This is a genomic window from Hyphomicrobium sp. 802 (assembly GCF_000526135.1).
Classification (GTDB): domain Bacteria; phylum Pseudomonadota; class Alphaproteobacteria; order Rhizobiales; family Hyphomicrobiaceae; genus Hyphomicrobium_B.
Window position 1 is genome coordinate 3970635 of sequence record NZ_JAFM01000001.1, and the last position, 19636, is coordinate 3990270.

At 57.5% G+C, this 19636-nt stretch carries 17 protein-coding genes; 8 read left to right on the forward strand and 9 right to left on the reverse strand.

The annotated features are described in order from the left end of the window. Positions 1–48 precede the first annotated feature (48 nt). The 7 genes from HYP802_RS0120205 to HYP802_RS0120235 form a co-directional block, all read right to left on the reverse strand. The gene (locus HYP802_RS0120205) at positions 49–2448 is read right to left on the reverse strand and encodes a N,N-dimethylformamidase beta subunit family domain-containing protein (protein ID WP_013949546.1); all 2400 of its coding nucleotides are present in this window, start codon (positions 2446–2448) and stop codon (positions 49–51) included. A gap of 128 nt (positions 2449–2576) precedes the next feature. Beyond that, entirely contained in the window at positions 2577–3017 is a 441-nt protein-coding gene (locus HYP802_RS0120210; RefSeq protein ID WP_013949547.1) for a N N-dimethylformamidase small subunit, read from the reverse strand. A 96-nt stretch (positions 3018–3113) separates the two neighbouring features. Then, positions 3114–3818, reverse strand: coding sequence for an urea ABC transporter ATP-binding subunit UrtE (gene urtE / locus HYP802_RS0120215; protein ID WP_013949548.1), 705 nt, complete (start codon positions 3816–3818; stop codon positions 3114–3116). Next, a complete protein-coding gene (urtD, locus tag HYP802_RS0120220; protein WP_013949549.1) occupies positions 3815–4561 on the reverse strand; it encodes an urea ABC transporter ATP-binding protein UrtD in 747 nt (248 codons plus the stop codon). Before urtD ends, urtE begins: the two co-directional genes overlap by 4 nt. Continuing rightward, positions 4558–5667, reverse strand: a complete 1110-nt coding sequence (urtC, locus tag HYP802_RS0120225; protein ID WP_013949550.1) for an urea ABC transporter permease subunit UrtC — start codon at positions 5665–5667, stop codon at positions 4558–4560. The genes urtD and urtC overlap by 4 nt, the downstream gene beginning before the upstream one ends. Positions 5668–5710: 43 nt before the next feature. Continuing rightward, positions 5711–6586 carry an urea ABC transporter permease subunit UrtB gene (urtB, locus tag HYP802_RS0120230; protein ID WP_013949551.1) on the reverse strand — a complete coding sequence of 292 codons (876 nt, stop codon included), beginning with the start codon at positions 6584–6586 and terminating at the stop codon, positions 5711–5713. Between the two features lie 124 nt (positions 6587–6710). After that, a complete protein-coding gene (locus HYP802_RS0120235) occupies positions 6711–8018 on the reverse strand; it encodes a transporter substrate-binding domain-containing protein (RefSeq protein WP_013949552.1) in 1308 nt (435 codons plus the stop codon). 495 nt (positions 8019–8513) lie between these two features. Here HYP802_RS0120235 and HYP802_RS0120240 point away from each other — a divergent pair, with 495 nt between their 5' ends. Genes HYP802_RS0120240 through HYP802_RS0120250 form a run of 3 tightly spaced genes read left to right on the forward strand, consistent with a single transcriptional unit; the run spans position 8514 to position 12038 of the window. Next, the gene (locus HYP802_RS0120240; RefSeq protein WP_013949553.1) at positions 8514–9173 is read left to right on the forward strand and encodes a response regulator transcription factor; all 660 of its coding nucleotides are present in this window, start codon (positions 8514–8516) and stop codon (positions 9171–9173) included. Positions 9174–9216: 43 nt separating this feature from the next. Next, on the forward strand, positions 9217–10710 hold the full coding sequence (locus tag HYP802_RS22635; RefSeq protein WP_245261517.1) for an ATP-binding protein: 1494 nt from the start codon (positions 9217–9219) through the stop codon (positions 10708–10710). A gap of 29 nt (positions 10711–10739) precedes the next feature. Next, on the forward strand, positions 10740–12038 hold the full coding sequence (locus HYP802_RS0120250; RefSeq protein WP_013949555.1) for an ABC transporter substrate-binding protein: 1299 nt from the start codon (positions 10740–10742) through the stop codon (positions 12036–12038). 105 nt (positions 12039–12143) lie between these two features. Here HYP802_RS0120250 and HYP802_RS0120255 read toward each other — a convergent pair whose 3' ends face one another. Beyond that, entirely contained in the window at positions 12144–13262 is a 1119-nt protein-coding gene (locus HYP802_RS0120255; protein WP_013949556.1) for a porin, read from the reverse strand. 603 nt (positions 13263–13865) lie between these two features. Between HYP802_RS0120255 and HYP802_RS0120260 the strand changes: the two genes are divergently transcribed. From HYP802_RS0120260 to HYP802_RS0120280, 5 genes are all read left to right on the forward strand, one after another. Further along, positions 13866–14183, forward strand: a complete 318-nt coding sequence (locus HYP802_RS0120260) for a hypothetical protein (RefSeq protein ID WP_155831280.1) — start codon at positions 13866–13868, stop codon at positions 14181–14183. 121 nt (positions 14184–14304) lie between these two features. Further along, on the forward strand, positions 14305–15591 hold the full coding sequence (locus tag HYP802_RS0120265; protein ID WP_013949558.1) for an NAD(P)/FAD-dependent oxidoreductase: 1287 nt from the start codon (positions 14305–14307) through the stop codon (positions 15589–15591). Positions 15592–15724: 133 nt separating this feature from the next. Continuing rightward, positions 15725–16141: a RidA family protein gene (locus HYP802_RS0120270; protein ID WP_024276423.1), complete on the forward strand. Its 417-nt coding sequence runs from the start codon at positions 15725–15727 to the stop codon at positions 16139–16141. Between the two features lie 4 nt (positions 16142–16145). Beyond that, positions 16146–16820: a DUF1028 domain-containing protein gene (locus HYP802_RS0120275; protein ID WP_013949560.1), complete on the forward strand. Its 675-nt coding sequence runs from the start codon at positions 16146–16148 to the stop codon at positions 16818–16820. A gap of 32 nt (positions 16821–16852) precedes the next feature. Then, positions 16853–18358 (forward strand): aldehyde dehydrogenase, encoded by a 1506-nt coding sequence (locus HYP802_RS0120280; RefSeq protein WP_013949561.1) that lies wholly within the window; start codon positions 16853–16855, stop codon positions 18356–18358. A gap of 26 nt (positions 18359–18384) precedes the next feature. Here the strand turns inward: HYP802_RS0120280 and argE are convergent, their stop codons facing one another. Next, entirely contained in the window at positions 18385–19536 is a 1152-nt protein-coding gene (gene argE, locus HYP802_RS0120285) for an acetylornithine deacetylase (RefSeq protein WP_013949562.1), read from the reverse strand. Positions 19537–19636: the final 100 nt, after the last annotated feature.

The window sequence follows — 19636 nt, forward strand, 5'->3', positions numbered from 1 at the left end:
GAAACCGGTGCCCACGGACGAGCCGTGGGCACCGTCGTCGCCTTGTCTTCAGCTTTGAGAGACAAGGGCCGGGGTCTCGTAATCCGCGCGACCGCGATGCTTGATCGCGTTGGCCGGCGGAGGCGGCAGCGGTCCATCCTGCATGAAGCGGTTCAGAACATTCCCGACGAGCGTCGAGACATTGTTCTTGCCGTTGTTCCAGGGTAGCGAGCCGCAGAATGCGATCGATGAGAACGCAAAACATGCGCCGCCATTTGGCGTCTCATGGAAGGCGATGTCTCCGCGGACACGCGGATGCGTCGTGCCATCGAGACCCTGCTGGTTAAAGCCGAAGTCTTCCATGACGAGCAGGTAGGCCTCGGTATGGCGTCCCGCCGATGTCGCGACTGCAAGCGTGTGCGGAGGCGAGCCGAGCGTGACGTCAACGATATCAAGTTCGAGACCGGCGCAGCCGCCGCCGACGAGACCGAAATTACCGATCGGCTCTTCGTACGAGATGCCTTCGAACGCCCACGCAACGCGCGGATCGAGACTGTCTGGTGTACGGCTGTAGTAGGTCGAAACGTCGAAGCCTTCGTTCGTCATGCCGACGCCAGCGACCGAATAGAGCGAACGGCCGCGGAAGCGCCACATGCCGCCAAGCTCGCCCGTACCCTGGTGATAGTACTCGCCGGGTTCCGCACGCCAGGTACGGATGCCGGATTCGCAGCGCCGCATTTCGGTTATGATACCGCGGCCAACCAAGTTGTAGGCCGGGTGGTATGAGTGCACCCAGTACCACGCGTCGGCGCCCATATACATGAGACGACCGCCACGCTGCGTATAGTTATGCAGCGCATCGAGCTGGGTGCCCGAGTTGTGCTCTGGATGGGAGCCTGTGATGATGACATTATAGTTCTCAAGGCGAGCGAGCCCGTCGTACGTCACGTCTTCGTCGGTGATGACGTCGTATTCATAGCCCATCGTCTCCAGCCAATAGATGAGATGAAGATCGGCGGGATACTGCCACGGCGCCTGCGCGAGGAAGTGATCGTACTTCGGCCGGATCGACAGGATCGGGCGCAGACGGGACGACAGACAGATGCCCGAACCATCGGTGTGCGTATCGTAGATCGACCCGCCGTATTCGCGATGCTCGGCCAGGAACATGTTCTGATGCTGCATGATCGGAACGCGGTAGACGAACAATTCCGCGCCGCCGGCGTTACAGGCGACGTGCTCGTTCGCATACGCCATGTAGCTGATCGTCGGCACCATTACGGCGATCTTCGACTGCTCCTTGCCGATCTTCGGAACGACCCAAAAGGGAATGTAATCCTCGTCGCCTTCGGTCGTCGTGACCTTCAGGGCGTAGAAGCGGCTCTTGATACCGTCCGCCGGAACGTCCCATTCGACATCTGCTTCCCAGCGCGCGTTATCGACGTCGTCATCGTGGAAGTGGATCGCGCCGTATTCTTTCTTTGCATACTTCCAATCGAAGTTCTGGCCGCTCCAGTTGTAGCCTGTTAGAGCGCGCGTCGGACAGTTCACAAGCTGCGCATCGAAGCGATAGGGGCCATTGTCCTTGGCGACGATCGTGTCGATGCCGTCCCAGAAGTCCCAGGCCGCCACGATGGCTTCCGACAGCGCACCGGTCGGGCCGGAGTTACGCCGTTCGGTGAGGCCCGGCTGGGCGCCGCCCTTCATCTGCTCGATCTCGAAGCGGCTGAGCGCCTTGCTGCAAATGCGCGGGCTGTCGATCTTGCCGTTGTATTTGCCGGTAAACCAGACGCCGACCGGCAGAGACGACTTCGCCAACGGATCATTGTCAATTTTCTCGGCGTAGGCAGCCAGCGCAACGGGCGCAGACGTGTGTGCAATGGTTGTGTCAACCGTCGTTTTGACCGGCTCGACCACCGGATCGAGTGCGTAAACGATCTGCGGCTCGTGATAGAGCACGACTTCGCCGGTCTTGGAATCAAAGCTTGCGGCGACGAAGTGCCAGGCATGATCGCGGATCGGCACGCCCGTCGTGATCTTATGCTCGTTGATGCGAAGCTCGACGCAGCCCTCCTCGTTGATGAAGAGGCCGTAACCCTTGCCGTCCATCCATTTCGTGACGAGACCCTGCGCACCGTGTTTCCAGTAGCGCGGATGCGTTTTCGGCGTCGTCGGCCAGATCCAGCATTGCAGCGTGAAGCTCTCGACATGAAACTGCGGAGCGTCCTCGACATAGCCGTAGGAACCGCCGTGAATAATCTGCTTGCGGCCCTTGTATACGCCGGCGGCCGTCGACTCGATGGGCTTCTCCATAAAGCCCGGACCGCGCGGGTTCGTATCGCCATGAATCATCTGGACGACCTCGGCTTTGAATTCCGACGGGCCGTCGCAATTGACATAGAACTTAATCTTATCGCCAGGATGCACGCCGAACTTGTCAGCATATCCCGTCAGCCTCATGGCACACATAATCATTCTCCAGTTTTGACGTTCCCTGCCCAAGGCTCCGCCATTCACGTCTTCGACCGAAGACGCAGCAGGGATAGATTTTATTTGCGCAGAAAGGCCCAATCCTTCCCGCCCTCAACGCTGCAGGATCAGGTCACTGGCCAGTTGTCGTCGCGGTGCTTCCAACCTTCCTCGAAATTTTCCGGATTGCCGGCAGTTTCGGGCAACTCGTCCAGCCGCATGAGGAAGATGTCGTGCTGAATTTCCTGCTCGTCGTCGTAGACCTTGTCGTTGACGAACACGGGCGGCACGCCGCGAATGCCCGAGAGACGCCCGATGCGCCATTCCTTATCGACCTTGGTGCAGATGACGATCAGCTTGCCTTTCGGCGACTCACCGCGCATGCGCAGCAGAACGCGGCGAAGCACAGGATGCTCATGAACGCCGCCAGTGACGACTGTCGTATCGCCGGGCGTTTCGCACTTCAGAACAGAAAATCCTGCGACTCCTTTCATGGACTCGACGCATTCCTTGTGCAGGCGGATCAATTCCTCCCGCTCGGGCGTGCCCTTCTTTGGAATTGAGATCATGCGGTCTCCGTAAGTTGGTGTTTCGCTTGTCTTCGATCGTGGGGCGCCGTTCCGGTCTGTGCGGAACGGTGCCAAATCCCGGCTTCCTTTATTTCGCTAAATCGTCATGTGCCGCTCGACGAGTTCATCCGTCATTTCGGCGATCGGACCGCGCGCGACGACCCGGCCATTGTCGACCATGACGAACGCGTCTCCGAGTTTCCGCGCAACCTTGATGTGCTGTTCTGTCAAGATCAGGCTGATACCCAGCTCTTTGTTGAGCATCTTCAGAATTTCACCGATCTCGTGCACGATATTCGGCTGAATGCCCTCGGTCGGCTCATCGAGAAGCAGGATCTGCGGATCGACAGCCAGCGCTCGGGCGATGGCGAGCTGCTGCTTCTGGCCGCCCGACAGAAGCCCGGCGCGGCGATCGAGATTTTCGCGAAGATACGGAAAGATCTTGAGACACAGCTCCGGCACGTCGGCAACGTTGTCTTTACGTGCGAACGTACCGAGAAGAATGTTCTCTCGCACGGTGAAATCCGCGAGAATGCCACGGCCCTGCGGAACGTAGCCGAGACCATACGTTGCGCGGACGTAGGTTGGCTTGGAGCTGATTTCGTCGCCGTTGATTTTGATCGCACCCGTGGACTTATCGGTCAAGCCCATGATCGTGCGCATCAAGGTGGTTTTGCCGACGCCGTTGCGTCCAAGGACGCACACGCATTGCCCCTTCTCCAGATCGAACGAGAAATCTCTGAGGATCGGCGTCGCACCGTAGTACGATGTAACGTTGTTGAGTTCCAAGAGCCTGGTCATGCCGCCTCCTGCTCGCCGAGATAGACATCACGCACGCGTTGATTGGCTTCGATTTCGCTGATGCTGCCCTGTGCCAGAAGCGATCCCATGTGCATGACGGTTACGACATCGGCGATCTCGCGAACGAAACCCATGTCGTGCTCGACGACGATGAGCGTGGAAGTTTTTCGCAGCTCTTTGAAGATGTGCGCCGTTTTCTCGATCTCGCCTTCCGTCATGCCGGCGATCGGTTCGTCCATCAGCATGAGCCGGGGCTCCTGCATCAGAACCATGCCGATCTCCAGCCATTGCGTCTCGCCATGCGAAAGATTTCCCGCAAGCACATCGAGACGGCGCGCAAGCCCTGCGATCGCTGCGACCTCGTCGAACTTTTTCTTCAGACCAGCCCGACGGAACCTGAAAAGATTCCTGAACGGATTCGTCTCGCGGCTGTACGCGACTTCCAGATTTTGCCGCACCGTCATGTCCCGAAGCACGGCCGGAACCTGGAATTTCCGGCCAATTCCAGCACGCGCGATCACATGCTCATCCTCGCCCGTGATATCGTCGCCCACGAAAATGATCTTGCCCGACGTCGGCTTCACGCGGCCCGTAATGAGGTCGATCGTCGTTGTCTTGCCTGCGCCGTTGGGGCCGACGAGGCAGCAGATGGTCCCTTCGTCGACAGTCATGCTGAAGTCATTGATGACTTTTGTCGTGTCGAAGCTCTTCGACAGGTTCCTGATTTCCAGAAGTCCGCTCATCGATAGGCCCCCTCTTCGACGCCCATGGCTTCACCCGCGGTATTTGACGAAGGGGTGGGCCGCGAGCTGAAAAGCCCGAGACCGGCTTCAACGAGACTCGCGAGGCCGTTGGGAAGAAACCGCACGACGACAATGAAGAAGCCGCCGAGGACGAGAAGCCACGTCGAAAGAAGCGCGTCGCCCAAATAGCTCTGCGCGCCCTGGATTACAAACGCTCCGATCATCGCGCCAATGAGGGAATTGCGGCCACCGATCGCGGCCCAGATCACCATTGACAGGCTGAAGCCGACGTCGAGCTGTTGGGGAGAAACGTATTGGACGAGCATCACCCAGCAGCACCCTGCGATCGACGCGATCAAGCCCGAGATCGTATAGATCACAGTCTCGTATCCCGAGACGCTGTAGCCGAGGAAGCGCACGCGTTCGGCATCGTCGCGAATAGCCTGCGTTACGAGGCCAAACGAACTTTGCGTGAGAAGCTTGGCAACGATGGTGGCACCGCACAGCGCCACGAACACGACCCAGTAGGCTGTGGGGCTGTAGGGGTCGATTTCGTAGCCGCCGATTTGCAGCGGTGAGGGAGGCGATAATCCGTTGGCACCTCCGGTGTAGGCCTGCTGATCAAGAATGATCGTGTAGAATGCCGACAGCATCGCAAGCGTCATGATGGTGAAGAATACGCCCGACACGCGGGCTCGAAACATAATGGTTCCGAAAAGCGCACAGAAGAACGTCGGCACCGCAATCGCCAGAAAGATTCCGGCCACAGTGCTTTGGAACGGCGCCCAAAACCAAGGAAGATGATCGAGGCTGTTGTTGAGCATGAACGGCGGAATCGGATTTGATTCCGTCTGTGTCTGCATCTGCATGGTCATTGCCATGCCATAGGCTCCGAGGCCGAACGCGATACCCTGGCCGAGATTAAGAATGCCGCCAAACCCCCAGCAGAGGCTGATCGAAAGCGCGAGCATGCCGTAGACGCCATAGGTCGCAAGCTGGTTGAGAACGAAACTATCGCTCACAAACAGCGGCACCGCTCCGACGGCCGCGAAGAACACGGCATAGGCGATCCACTGCGCCGTCTTGTTATGATAAAGATTGCCCATGATTTCCGATCCCGTCCTCAGAATGGCCAGCTGATGATCTGCTTCATCGCCTCACGCCGCCCTGGGCAAAAAGACCTTGAGGCCTGAATCTGAGAAACACGACGATCAGCACGAAGATGATGAAGCGAGCGAACGTATCGTTCGTGAGTGCCGCAAAGACGGACTGCATCTCACCGGCCATGCCGCTAGCGGCAACACTGCCCGCGAGCGAACCCCCGCCGACGATCACCATCAGGAACGCCTGCACGACGTAACTGGCGCCCATTGTCGGCAACACGATTGCGAGCACACCGAAGAGCGAACCAGCAACACCTGCGAGCCCCGCGCCGAGTGCAAACGTCATCATGTATATCCTGCCGGAGTTGATGCCGAACGAGGATGCCATCTCCTTGTTTTGCACAACCGCACGGACTTGAATGCCGAAACGCGTCTTATAGAACAGAAACCAGAGCGCCAGCACGAGCAGCGCGGTTATGGCCAGGACAATGACGCGGAACGTCGAGATGGAGGCCGATCCAAGAGCAATATTGGTTGAGAAGATCTCGGGCACGGATATGTATTTTGGGTCGCTGCCGAAGATCAGCCGCACGCCCTGCATCAGCACAAGCGACACGCCATAGGTGGCGAGAAGCGTATCCAGCGGTCGTTTATAGAGATAACGGATCAGCCCACGCTCCAAGGCGAGGCCTACGAGCGCCACGATCACGAATGATGCGGGAATACAAAGCAAATACGGAATTTTTAGATACGACTGCAGCATGTAAGAGCTGTAGGCGCCGAGCATAATGAACTCGCCATGAGCCATGTTGATCACGCCCGCCGTGCCGTAGATGATCGTCAGCCCGAGCGCCGCGATGAGCCAAATGCTCGCAATACTGACACCCAGGATAAGCGCATTCACAAGCGAACCGAGATCCATGGCGAGTATGTTCCTTACCAAGAGGGCGCAGACCTACGCCCCCGCACTCGAATGAGCGCGTCTGCATTTCAACGTTGGTCATGAGGCGGGCCCGCGTCGCGGGAAAGCGCGGGGCCCGCTTTCGTCAGATGACGTTGGTGCGGATTTTCCCGTCAGGCGCTTTCAGACCGTCCTTGGTGCAGGTGCCTAGGTTCGGGTAAATCGAGTAAGGATCGGGCGCCACGTTCTTTTCCGCGGACTTCAACACCTTAAAGGTGCCGTCGGCCTGGCACTGGCCGATCTTCGGCTTCAGCCACGTGTTGAAGTTATTCTCGTCGATCCAAACCAATCCTTCGGGCGATACGGCATCTTCAACCTTGAGGCCGCCCGAGTGATCGCGAATGGCGCGCGGCGTGACGTTTTCGATGCCTACCGCGGCGGCGGTCTTCTCCAAGCCGTATTTGAAGACGTACGCGGAGAGGTATGTTTCCTCCATGTTATAGTGCGTCACGCCGTTCTTGCCGTACTTGCTCTTCAAGAAGCCCTCGACGAACTTGTGGTTGGTCGGGTTATCGAGCGTCTGGAAGTACGGAGCTGAGAGGAAGTGACCAGCGCCAAATTCGGCGCCCATCGCGCGGGTTTCGATTTCGCCGGTGGTAAGCGATGCAATCGGCATCGAATCCACTTTGAAGCCTTCCTGCTTGAACTGCTTATGGAAGGCGATGTCCGACGCACCGACGACCGTAGAAAAAATGAAGCTCGGCTTGGTGTCCCGGATCTTGTTGAGGACGGGACCGAATTCGGAGCTGCCGAGCGGGATGTATTCCTCGCCCAGCAGCTCTCCCCCTGCTTGTTCCAGCCAGATCTTCGCGTTCTTGTTCGATTCCTTCGGCCATACGTAGTTCGAGCCGACGAAGAAGACCTTCTTGCCGAACTTCTCGACCATGAAAGGGATGAGGTCTTTTGAGTGCTGGTTGGCGAGCGGACCGGTGCAGATGGTGTTCTGCGTGCACTCCGCACCTTCGTAGCAAGTCGGATAGTAGAGCAGATGGTTGCGCTGCATCACTGTCGGTAGAATGGCCTTGCGGCTCGCGGACGTGTAGCAGCCGAACAGCGCGATGACCTTTTCGCGAAGGATGAGTTCTTTTGCTTTCTCGGTGTAAACGTTGAAGTCGGATTTGGCATCGACGATGACGGGCTCAACCGGCACACCATTGACGCCACCGTTCTTGTTGATCTCTTCGAATGCGTATTGGAGCACCAGCGTCGAATCCTCCTCCGGCACGGCGAGTGCGCCGGTGAGAGAGAACAGCAGGCCGACTTTGATCGGCTCGCCTTTTTTGAGCGTCGCCCCCCAGGCCTCGCCCGACTTCGGCAACCAAACGTGAGGCATCGCTACGGCTGCAGAAGCAGCGAGCGTCGTCTTAAGAACTTTGCGGCGAGTGAAATCCATTTATCCGGTCCCCTGCATGGCGGAGTGGCGGCGCCCCCCGCGACACCAAACGCTAGACGTTTGAGCTACGATCTAGCCGCTAACATCTAGATAATTCACGAGGAGATCGGGAGCGTCAATTATTTTTCTTGCCCGCCGAGAAAATAATTCTCTATCTAGATATTCTTGATGAAATATCGTGCGTATCCCGCATTTTTGACGTGCAGGCGGCTGAAATATCGGGCAAAAATCGGCGATCTAGAGAATTCAAAAGAGCTCGGATTTTTACTTCGTCCCGCAACCGATTTCGGCCTTAACAGCCATTGACGCGAGCATTGCATGTGTGTTTTTGCCTTCAAAAATTGTCGCTCGCCCTTTCGCTTTCCAGGAATCATAGGTGGAATGCGAGCACAGGTCGGATGATGGTTACTTACGAATTGAAAAGGTGGCGCTAGACGTGTCGTCCCTTCTAGACACACGCAGGGCGACTATATTGGGGAGCTAGCGTTTTCGGGCATGAAAGTCATAATTGCAGACGACCACTGGGTGGTCAGACAATCCCTCAAGCAAGTGATGCGCAGATTGGAGCGCACCCTTGAGACATATGAAGCCGAGACCTTCGGCGAATTGGTCGCCCTGCTCGCCGAGCATCCGGATACGAGCTTGATCCTGCTGGACCTCGTCATGCCCGGTTTCGATGAATTGGGCGGATTGCACGCCCTGCGCTCAAAGTTCCCGGAAGTGCCTATCGTCGTCGTGTCCGTGCACGAAGATATTGAGCACGTCATCCGCTCTCTCGAACAGGGCGTAATCGGATATATTCCGAAGTCGGCGCCCGGCCCTGAGATCGAACGCGCTCTTGAGCGCGTGCTGGCGGGAGAGGTTTCTTTTCCGCGCCGGATTATTGAGCGCTCATCGGCGCCGCCGGAACGTCCGCAAGAAAGTTCTTCCGAACGCGACCACGGCGTCCTCACGGAACGCGAGCGCGATGTTCTTGTGCTGCTTGGCGGCGGTTCGTCGGTCAAGACCATTGCTGAGGAGCTTGGCTTGAGCAGCCAGACCGTGCGCATCCATCTCGGAAACGCAATGAAGAAATTGAACCTTCGCGATCGAACGAGTGCCGTGCATTATGCAGTTACGCACTTCGGTCGCGCCGCAAGTGCAGCCAATGGATGACGGCCCACCTACAAAATCGGCAGCTGAGGCAATCTGGGCCGGATTGGACGCCATCGACAGCGGTATTCTCGTCTGGTCGCCTGATCGCTTGCTCGTTTATATCAACGACGCTTTCTACCGGAACTGCAATCTGCCCGTCACTCTTGGCATGCGGTACGAGGAGTATGTGATCGGCGTCGCCCATTCGCATGAATGGGTGCTCTCTTGCCCGCCTGAACAATGGGCCTCCGAGAAACTCGAAGATTTCGGCTCCATAAGTGATGCGGACTTCCAATTTGCTGCGGGCAATATCATTCATGTCGCACAACGCCCCACGTCGGCAGGCGGCATGGCCGTTACATTTACCGATGTCACTTCGATCAAACATAACGAGCACGAGTTGCGCAAAGCCAAGGAATTGGCAGAAGCAACGGACGAGGCGAAGTCGCGGTTCCTCCGCGCCGCCAACCACGACCTGCGCCAACCGCTCGCGTCACTGAAAATACTCATCTACAATTGTCTTCACGCCGAGGACGAAGAACAGCGACGCGAAATTCTTCACGCCATGGGCGTCGCCGCGTCCATTATGGAAGATCTCCTCGGAGCACTCCTACAGATCGGGCAGCTCGACGCGGGAAGGATCCAGCCGCGCATCACCTCTTTTCAGCTCTCAGAACTTTTCGAGCGCCTGAACATTCAGTTTCGTCATCAGGCCCAGGAGAAGGGCCTTAGTCTCAAGTTCGTGCCATCGTCCAAGACCGTCTCGACGGATCGCGCGCTACTTGAGCGCATCCTCAGTAATTTCGTCGCCAATGCCATTCGTTTTACCGAAGTGGGTGGCATTGTTGTGGGCTGCAGGAGAGAGGTACGCGGCATACGCATCGAGGTTGTCGACACGGGACGCGGTATAAGGCCCGAAGACACCGAACGCGTTTTCGACGAATTCTACCGCGTTGCCGACGGCAAGCGTTCTCAGAAAGACGGCCTCGGCCTTGGCCTTAATATCGTCAAGCGACTGGCTGCATTGCTGGAACATCCAATCCGGCTGCGCTCTCAACCTGGAAAGGGTTCGACTTTCTCGCTTTGGATTCCACTGGGAAATATCTGGCACAGCGATGTTGCCGCCACGACCGACATCAGCGAGGCCGTCGCCGGAGAGTTTGCAGGAACTCCGGTGCTGCTTGTTGAGGACGACGAAATTCTGCGAGAATCCATGGCGCAACTGCTCCGCCGTTGGGGGATTGATGTGCATGCAGCTGCGAACGAAACCGATGCGAAGCGGCTTGTCTCCGAAGGCGCCGTCGCACCCGAACTCATCATTGCGGATTACAATCTCCAGACCCGCACCGGCCTTGATGTCATCAACGTGATACGCGACCTCGTTGGCGATCAAATACCGGCGATCGTCGTTACCGCCGACGCCGATCCAAAAGTAGTCAGCACTATTCGCGATGCCGGTGTTCCTGTGCTTATCAAGCCCGTTAGTCCGCCGCGACTGCGGGTGTTGATGCACAACCTCCTATTCGAGCCCGAGTTACTCAAGCAGATGGGCCATTGAGCTCTTTCGAGTAAAGGACAATCGTCAAAGTGGAAGACCGCTTAACGCCCGTGCCGATCGGCAGCATGATTCCCCTCACGGGGCCATCAGCCGCGGACGGGGCTGAGTTTCGAAACGGAATGATCCTGGCGTGCGAAGAGTTGAATGCCCGCGGAGGATTACTTGGTCGCCCTATCCAGCCGATCTTCGCCGACACCTGCAGGCAGACGGCGAAAGAAGTCGTCTCCGCGGCGCGGTGGCTGATCGAAAAGCATCGCGTCCACGCCATCGTCAATGGCTATAACATTGGCGCACAAAATTCGGAATACGAGCCGATCGCCGACGCCGGCATCATTTATGTTCACGCCAATACGCTTCTTCAGCACCACGACACCGTGATGAGCGACCCCGAACGTTACTTCGGTTGCTTCATGGCGGACCCGGCGGATTATTGGTATGGCCCAGGATTCATAAAGTTCATCTCCTGGCTGCGCGACAGCGGACAATGGACGCCGAATTCCGATCGCCTCGCCATCATTTCTGGATCAACTCCCTACAGCATAGTCATTTCCAATGCGATGGCGAGTTCTGCAGCGAGCTTTGGCTGGCGCGTTTGTTTCGGCCCCAAGATCGTCCAAACGCCAACGAGCCAATGGCGTGATGTCATTGAAGAAGTTCGCGCGACAAATCCGGCGGTATTGGCCAACACACATTTCTACGCCGGCGATCTCGCGCATTTTCAGCGGCAGTTCGTGGAAAAGCCCATGGATTGCCTTGTCTATCTCCAGTACGGGGCAGTCCATCGAACCTTCACGGACATCGCACAGGAAGCGAGTGTCGGCGTCATCGTCTCGTCCGTGATCGGGCTTCTCCGCGACGAGATGGGCAAGCGTTTCGAGGCACGTTACAAAGCGCGCTTCGGAGATGGCTCGACGCCGACAATCGGCTGCCAGTCCTATAGCAACATGCATCATTATGCGGTCGGCGCCGCTATGGCCGGAGGCTCCGGTCCGCCTGGTGACTTCGAGCAGAACAAGAAAGTCGCGTTCGCCTTAAAAGGCATGATCTACCGCACTGTTCACGGCACCATTCGCTACCATCCCGACTGGCAGGCTGTCGTTCCATACCCGGTCATGACGCGTGATCCATCGCTCGGCATGCCGCATATCTTCTATCAGATCCACGACCACCGGGAGCCGCTGTCGATGATCGCTCCCGAACCCTATAATACCGAGCGCTTCATCTATCCGCCATGGATGAACAAACGACCGCTCAAAGTGATGCCTGTCGCGAGCAAATCTGCGGACACGGATTTGGGTTCGGCTTCCGGCGAGCAGCCACGACGTTGATCCGCTAGAAGATCAAATTCGATCCAATAAAAAAGAGACATGCGAGCTTCCATGTGTTGGACGGAAAGCTGCGCATGTCTCTGTTCTTGTAGAACGAGGTTGGCTTTAGAAGTTAACCTGGATCGTACCGATGAACCGGTTGACGTCTTTGTTGCCTGCTGTGTCCTGGTTCGCTTTCGAATAGAGCGCTGACATCATCATGTCGTGCCCCTTGATGATGTAGTTCGTTCCAACGGAGTACTCACTGATGTCGGGCGAAAAATTGTGATCGAATTCCTGATAGCGAAACACCGGCTGGAACTTACCTGGCCCAACTTTCTGATTGATCAGATAGCTCGTGAGAAACATGTAGGAATTGCCGTCCGGAACGCCATTTCCTGTCACAAGCGAAGTATCGATGCCGCTCGTATCGTAGACGTAATAAGCACCTTCGAGCGTGAAGACGTCGCCGCCGAAGACCTTCTTCTGCATCAATACATCGGCACTGAAGCCCTTATAGTCTCCCGACCTGATGCCATCCGTGGCGGCGTTGCTCTGGAACTGCCCGACGAGGCCAACCGATAGCAACTCTTTCTCGCCGTAGTAGTCGCTCGACGTATAGTAGCCGGCTTCTTTGTCCCAAAAGTCATATTGCACACGACCAGATACGAGAGGGCCGTGGGCATCTGGATTGGCACACGAGTTGTCACCCGCCGTGCAGCCCTGGAAACCGCCGATCATGTATTTGAACTTGCCGATATCGCCCCAGACGGAACCACCATTGTCGCGGCCGCCGAAGAGCTGCGGGAATACGCTGATGAACGGATATTCGCCGCCGTCCGCCTGATAGTAGGGTCCATCGAGGTTCACGCGGTCAGTGGGAGGCAACATTCGGCCGGCCCAGACATTGAACGATGGATTGAATTCAGCGCGGAGAATAGCGTCTAGCGTTCGCACGCGAGAGATGTCGGACGTGTCATCCGGCGCATGATCGATTTCCGTGTTGTAGGTGAATCCCCAGACTTTGTTGAACTGCCCATTCACGTTGATGCGGGCACTGGTCAGAGCAAAGTCGTCTGTATTGCTAACGTCTGGGTTGTAGATGTATTGCGCTTTGACGCTAGCTCCGAAGCTTATCCAGGACTGATCGTCCCAAAGCTCGAATCTCTCTCCCGCGTGAGCACCGGAGTTGCTTGCGAGACCTAACCCAATGGCCAACAACGCCATTCTTCGCGTGTTACGCATTAAAATCCCCCTGGATCTAAAAGTGCGAGCTCCCAGCAGACGTGACGGCAAACCCCGGGTGACGCCACGTCCGCAGCCAACTGAGAGTAGATCCTAGAACCAAAAATTCCGAAGTAATTACAATGACTTGGTCGCACAAAAATGAACCGGCCGCTGCTCAAATAACAGCCCAGACATCGAGAGCGACGGATGGAAGAGAAAGTTCTTTTGATCAATACGTTAGGGCTAAGTTGGGGGCTCGATGTGCCGCGGACGCCATAACACGACATGATCAATAATTAGACATTTCTCGTGTTTTTAACTAGACGTATTGACGTAAAATAAAGCCGCATAAGTATCAATCTCGCAACTCATCTAGGTTATTCGTCTAGATATATAATTATGCGATTTGATTAGATGAATGGACGCACTGCCTTTCGACGTTCGAGAATGTCGGCGACGAAAGCTCGCTGTCCTCAACCGACTTTCGCCACGGCTCAGAGCTCATAACAGGGATGGAGGGCGCCATGGTCCCGACGCAGCACGGATGGATTGCCGGTGCCGCGCACTGCTGTCCTAACGCGACCCGCCGAGGACAAGTCGGCCACGTGCCAAAGAGCGGGATTGAAACATTCGGCAGGCAAGCGTCGGCGCGAAGAAAATCGGCAACGGCTCGAAAGAGCGTCCAGCATCAGAGAAGCTGACACGGGTCGATGGGATCGGCATGCCGACGATGCGATTGCGGAAGAGCTTCAGCTTTCGGTTTACGCTTTGGGCGTGCCGCCGCTGTCATCGGTGCCGCGATCAGGCCATGTATGGAACGGCTTCGCGAAGTATGCAAACCCGGATGACCGCACAGGCCGACTGCAATACCTCTCTCTAAGCGTTAAGTTCGACCTGATCCAGGCATCGCCGGTGTTTCGGCGCTTTCTGCGCTCATAGGCAGAGCCTAACCACTGCTACATGAATTAATAATTCTCGTCATTGCGTGGCTCTCATAGAGAGATTTCTGGGCAGGCCATCTCCGCGACCATGGCGGATGGCCCCAGAAAGGGACGCGAGTATGCCGGTAGAAACGATCGACACCCTCATTATTGGAGGTGGACAGGCTGGCATTGCCATGAGCGAACACCTGAACAAGAGCGGTGTGCCTCATATCGTTCTGGAACGGAAACGGATTGCGGAACGGTGGCGTTCGGATCGATGGGATTCGTTGGTGACGAACGGTCCGGCATGGCACGATCGTTTTCCGGGGCTTCAGTTTTCCGATGTCGATCCGAAGATCGGACCCGACGATTTCGTGCCAAAAGAAACCGTGGCCGACTACCTGGTCGCCTATGCCAAGAAGTTCGCGGCGGCAATCCGCTGTGGCGTCGAGGTATTGAATATTGAAAGGAACGTCGGCCGTCTCGGATTCGTGGTCGAGACTTCAGACGGCGTTATTGAGGCCAAGCGGGTTGTTGTCGCGACTGGCGCCTTCCAACGTCCGATCGTACCATCGATTGTCCCGGCGGAAAGTGGCATTGAGCAATTGCACTCCACGGGATACCACAAGCCCGAACAGTTGCCTGAAGGCGCGGTGCTGATCGTCGGGGCCGGATCTTCGGGCGTGCAAATCGCAGATGAGCTCTTACGTGCGGGACGACGTACTTATCTTTCCGTCGGGCCTCACGAGCGCCCTCCGCGTATGTATCGGGGTCGCGACTTTTGCTGGTGGCTAGGCGTGCTCGGAAAGTGGGATGAGCCGGCGCAGGAGCGCGGCAAGGAGCACGTCACGATTGCTGTCAGCGGAGCCTATGGTGGCAAGACGATCGACTTCCGGCGCCTTGCGGCACAAGGACTGACGCTCGTCGGCGGCACGCTGGCTTACAACGATGGTAAAATGCGCTTCGCACCGGATCTCGCGAAGAACTTGGCGCAGAGCGACGCCAGTTATCTTTCACTTTTGGATGAGGCAGACGCGTATGCCGCCAGCAATGGGCTGGATTTGGCTGAAGACCCTCATGCACGCGACGTCTTGCCAGACCCTGATTGCGTGACCAATCCGCTTTTGTCGTTGGATCTCGCAAAAGCGGGCGTTACGTCGATCATCTGGGCAACGGGATTTGTCGCAGATTATAGCTGGATAAAGGTCGACGCCTTCGATGACAAAGGTCGCCCCCGTCACCAGCGCGGCGTATCGAGCGAACCGGGCATTTATTTCCTCGGTTTGCCCTGGCAATCGCGACGTGGGTCGAGCTTCATCTGGGGCGTTTGGCACGATGCCGAGTATTTGGCCGACCATATCGCCACACAACGCAAATACTTCGCCTATCATGAAAAATCTGAACCCAAATTCGCGACGACGTAGTCGGGCTTGGCTCAATGTTCGGAGCCGATGCTCTGCTATGTCGAGCAACCCAGCCCACAGGTGCTAAACCTGCGAATGCATTGACTGGACCTCATGGCGAGAGCGTCTGGTCGCAGCCTCAAGTGAGACGTTCATGGCGCATACCCGTATCCGCAAGTTCAATACCAAAGACACGTATCCGGAACAGAACCTGGATAACGACCTTGCTCAGGCCGTGTTGACACAAGGCGGAAAAATCGTCTGGCTGCGAGGCCAGTGCCCGCAGAATCTCGACGATGCCGTCAACATCGATAGCCATGATCCGGTCGCGCAAACCCACAAGGTCATGCAGAACATCAAGCAGCTGATCGAAGAGGCCGGCGGCAAGATGGAACATCTGGTCAAGGTCGTCGTTTATCTGACCGATGTCCGTCATCGCGAGGCGGTCTACCGCACGATGGGCGAATATATCAAAGGCGTGCATCCGGTTTCGACCGGGCTTGTCGTTCAGGCGCTGGCGCGCCCGGAATGGCTGGTCGAAATCGACGGCACCGCCGTTATTCCGGACTAGGCCAATGACATTTTCGATCGTCGCCCGCTGCCGCAAGACAGGAATGTTCGGCGTTGCCGTAACGTCATCTTCACCTGCTGTCGCCGCGCGTTGCGCCTGGGCTCGGGCTGGCGTCGGCGCCGTTGCGAGCCAAAACGTGACCGATCCGGCCTTGGCGTCACGCGTGCTGGACCTGATGGCTGAAGGCGCGACTGCCACCGAAGCCGTGGCGACCGTTGCGCGCACGGCCAATCACATCGCTTACAGACAACTGCTGGCAGTGGATTCTGCGGGAACGAGTGCCGCCTTTTCGGGGGAGAAGGCGCTCGGCATCTGGTCGCACTACCACCAAGACGACGTTGCCTGCGGTGGAAATCTCTTGGCGGACGCCAACATTCCTCGGGCTATGGCCGAGGCGTTCACAGCGTCGGAAGGCCCTCTTGGTGACCGTCTCATCGGTGCTCTGCGCGCGGGGCTTGCGCACGGCGGCGAAGCTGGCCCGCTACATTCTGCCGGTATGATGTTGGTCCGGGAGATGTCCTGGCCTGTCGCAGATCTTCGTTGCGATTGGACGGAGGATTGTCCCATCGAGCAACTCGCGGCGCTCTGGGAACGCTACAAGCCTCAACTCGAATCCTATGTCACCCGAGCTATCGACCCGGAAGCGGCGCCGAGCTACGGCGTGCTTGGGGATCCGTGACCCGCATATAAATCCAGCGACGAGAGGACAAGATGAACCAACTCAGCCATCGCGATTGGCTCGGCGCGGCATCGGCGATCCGTTTTCGCAACAAAGCGTTCATCGACGGACAATTTGTGCCTGCCCGCTCCGGCAAGACGTTCGCCAGCGTCAATCCTGCCACCGGCGAAATCCTAGCGGAGATCTCGTCATGCGATCATGAGGATATCGATCTCGCCGTTGCCGCTGCTCGCCGGAGTTTCGAATCCGGCGAATGGTCGCGAGCAGATCCCGCGCACCGAAAGGCCGTCTTGCTGCGGCTAGCCGAGCTCTTGCGCGAAAACTTGCAGGAGTTCGCGCTGCTCGAGTCTCTCGACATGGGCAAGCTGGTGCAAGACGCTGCCACCATCGACGTACCCGGATCGGCCGGAATTTTTCAATGGTACGCCGAGGCCATCGACAAGGTCTATGATGAGATTGCCCCTTCTGCAGATGGCAATCTCGTTATGGTCACGCGAGAACCGCTCGGCGTCGTCGGCGCTGTGGTGCCGTGGAATTTTCCACTTGATATGGCGACCTGGAAGTGCGCCCCAGCGCTTGCGGCAGGCAATTCCATCGTCCTGAAGCCTGCCGAGCAATCGCCGCTTTCCGCGCTGCGCCTTGCTGAGCTTGCCATCGAAGCGGGACTACCCGCGGGCGTTCTCAATGTCGTTCCCGGCTTTGGCGAGACTGCAGGACAAGCACTTGGCCGTCACATGGATGTCGACTGTCTCGCATTCACCGGCTCGACCGCCGTTGGCAAACTTTTTCTCGAATATGCCGGCCAGTCGAACATGAAGCAGGTCTGGCTGGAAACGGGCGGCAAAAGTCCGAACCTCGTCTTCGCCGATTGCAGCGACCTCGATGCCGCGGCCGACATGGCAGCCTTCGGCATATTTTTCAATCAGGGCGAGGTCTGCTCAGCCAATTCGCGCCTGCTCGTCGAGCGTAGCATTCGCGGACCATTGCTCGAACGTCTTGTCCAGCGAGCGAAGGCGACGCAGCCGGGCGATCCGCTCGATCCTGCCTCGAAGATGGGAGCGATGGTCGATGCGCGTCATGCAGAACGGGTCGTCTCTTTCATCGACGCAGGCCGAAAGAGCGCCAAGCTCGTTATCGGCGGCGAAGCGACGAAGGTAAATGGCCGTGGTAGCTTCGTATTGCCGACGATCTTCGACGAGGTGAAGCTCGATGATCCTCTTGCGCGCGAAGAAATATTCGGGCCGGTTCTTTCCATCGTTGCATTTGATACCGAGGAAGAAGCGGTGCGCATTGCTAACGACACGCCCTACGGTCTGGCGGCGTCGGTTTGGACCGACAATTTATCGCGTGCTCATCGTATCTCGTCGCGTTTGCGAGCAGGCACGGTCTCGGTCAATACCGTTGATGCTCTGAGCCCCGCGACGCCCTTCGGAGGTTTCAAGCAGTCGGGCTTCGGCCGGGATCTGTCTCTGCACGCGCTCGACAAGTATACCGGCCTGAAAACCACGTGGATCAAATACCGGTTGAATGGACATTGAGCTAGCGCCGCCGTCCTGGCGGCGTTTCAGTGTGATGCGAGACGCGCGATCAAGCGGTCCAGCATGGCGTCACATTTGCGAATTTGCTCGATCGATACGAACTCGTCTGGCTTATGGCCCTGTGCCATGGAGCCCGGTCCGCAGACAACGCTCGGTGTGCCAAGGTCGCGACTGAACAGGCCGCCCTCGGTGCCGAACGCGACCTTGATCGTGCCGTTGGAACCGGTGAGAGAGCGGACGAATGCAACGGCTTCGCTGGACGCTGATGTATCTAGTCCCGGATAGCTGTTGACGACGCTGATCTCTATCGCCGCCTCGGGTGCCTGACGCGCAGCGTTGTCAGCGATAATGGCTGCACGCCTTCGCAGATTATCGAGAATTTCTTCCGCGCTGTCGGCAGCGACGTTTCGGATCTCGAAATCGACCTCGCAACGGTTCGGAACGATGTTGAGCGCCCGGCCCCCGTCGATGCGGCCGACGTGAATGGTGGTATAGGAAATATCATAGTCATCGTCGCGCGCGCCTTCTTGGGCGAGGTGCCGTTGCTCCTCCCTTAGCGCCGCGACGAAATCACATGCCAGGTGAATGGCATTAAGAGCGAGGGGCGCGAGCGCCGAATGGCCTTCGCGGCCGATACAGACCGCGCGGGCGGCGATCTTTCCTTTGTGACCGGCGGCAACCTTCATCGACGTCGGCTCGCCGATGATGCAGAGCGATGGACGCACCGCCGATTGCCGCAAGCTGTCGATCAGGCTTCGCACGCCGAGGCAACCGACTTCCTCATCATAGGAAAGGGCAAGGTGCAGTGGTCGTGCAAGCGGTGCTTTAGCGGCTTTTAGGCCGGCGGCCAACGCGCACGCGACGAAGCCTTTCATATCTGCGGTACCGCGGCCGTAGAGTTTTCCGTCCCGCTCCGTCATCTCGAACGGGGGCACGGTCCAATTCTGGCCATCTGTCGGGACAACGTCCGAGTGCCCCGAAAGCATGACGCCCGACACATCCGCCGGACCTATCGTGGCGAACAGGTTGGCCTTGCACCCGTCTTGGCTCTCGATCAGCTGCGTATCGATTGCGGATTGCCCGAGGAGATCTGCGACGTAATGGATGAGCGCCATGTTGGATGCACTGCTCACCGTCGGAAATGCAATCAGCTTTTCAAGGATTTCAATGCTATCCATGTCCAATCGTCACCGCACCGTCGCTAGCGTTAAAGGGGCCTTGGTTGCTTTATGACGCTCGACGCCGCGTCAACCATTCGAATTTGCCTAAACGGCGCTT

Excerpts from the sequence above, each read along its gene's own strand:
- HYP802_RS0120205 (WP_013949546.1), bottom strand. The coding sequence starts at position 2,448 with ATGTGTGCCATGAGGCTGACGGGATATGCTGACAAGTTCGGCGTGCAT.
- HYP802_RS0120210 (WP_013949547.1), bottom strand. The coding sequence starts at position 3,017 with ATGATCTCAATTCCAAAGAAGGGCACGCCCGAGCGGGAGGAATTGATC.
- urtE (WP_013949548.1), bottom strand. The coding sequence starts at position 3,818 with ATGACCAGGCTCTTGGAACTCAACAACGTTACATCGTACTACGGTGCG.
- urtD (WP_013949549.1), bottom strand. The coding sequence starts at position 4,561 with ATGAGCGGACTTCTGGAAATCAGGAACCTGTCGAAGAGCTTCGACACG.
- urtC (WP_013949550.1), bottom strand. The coding sequence starts at position 5,667 with ATGGGCAATCTTTATCATAACAAGACGGCGCAGTGGATCGCCTATGCC.
- urtB (WP_013949551.1), bottom strand. The coding sequence starts at position 6,586 with ATGGATCTCGGTTCGCTTGTGAATGCGCTTATCCTGGGTGTCAGTATT.
- HYP802_RS0120235 (WP_013949552.1), bottom strand. The coding sequence starts at position 8,018 with ATGGATTTCACTCGCCGCAAAGTTCTTAAGACGACGCTCGCTGCTTCT.
- HYP802_RS0120240 (WP_013949553.1), top strand. The coding sequence starts at position 8,514 with ATGAAAGTCATAATTGCAGACGACCACTGGGTGGTCAGACAATCCCTC.
- HYP802_RS0120255 (WP_013949556.1), bottom strand. The coding sequence starts at position 13,262 with ATGCGTAACACGCGAAGAATGGCGTTGTTGGCCATTGGGTTAGGTCTC.
- HYP802_RS0120265 (WP_013949558.1), top strand. The coding sequence starts at position 14,305 with ATGCCGGTAGAAACGATCGACACCCTCATTATTGGAGGTGGACAGGCT.
- HYP802_RS0120270 (WP_024276423.1), top strand. The coding sequence starts at position 15,725 with ATGGCGCATACCCGTATCCGCAAGTTCAATACCAAAGACACGTATCCG.
- HYP802_RS0120275 (WP_013949560.1), top strand. The coding sequence starts at position 16,146 with ATGACATTTTCGATCGTCGCCCGCTGCCGCAAGACAGGAATGTTCGGC.
- HYP802_RS0120280 (WP_013949561.1), top strand. The coding sequence starts at position 16,853 with ATGAACCAACTCAGCCATCGCGATTGGCTCGGCGCGGCATCGGCGATC.
- argE (WP_013949562.1), bottom strand. The coding sequence starts at position 19,536 with ATGGATAGCATTGAAATCCTTGAAAAGCTGATTGCATTTCCGACGGTG.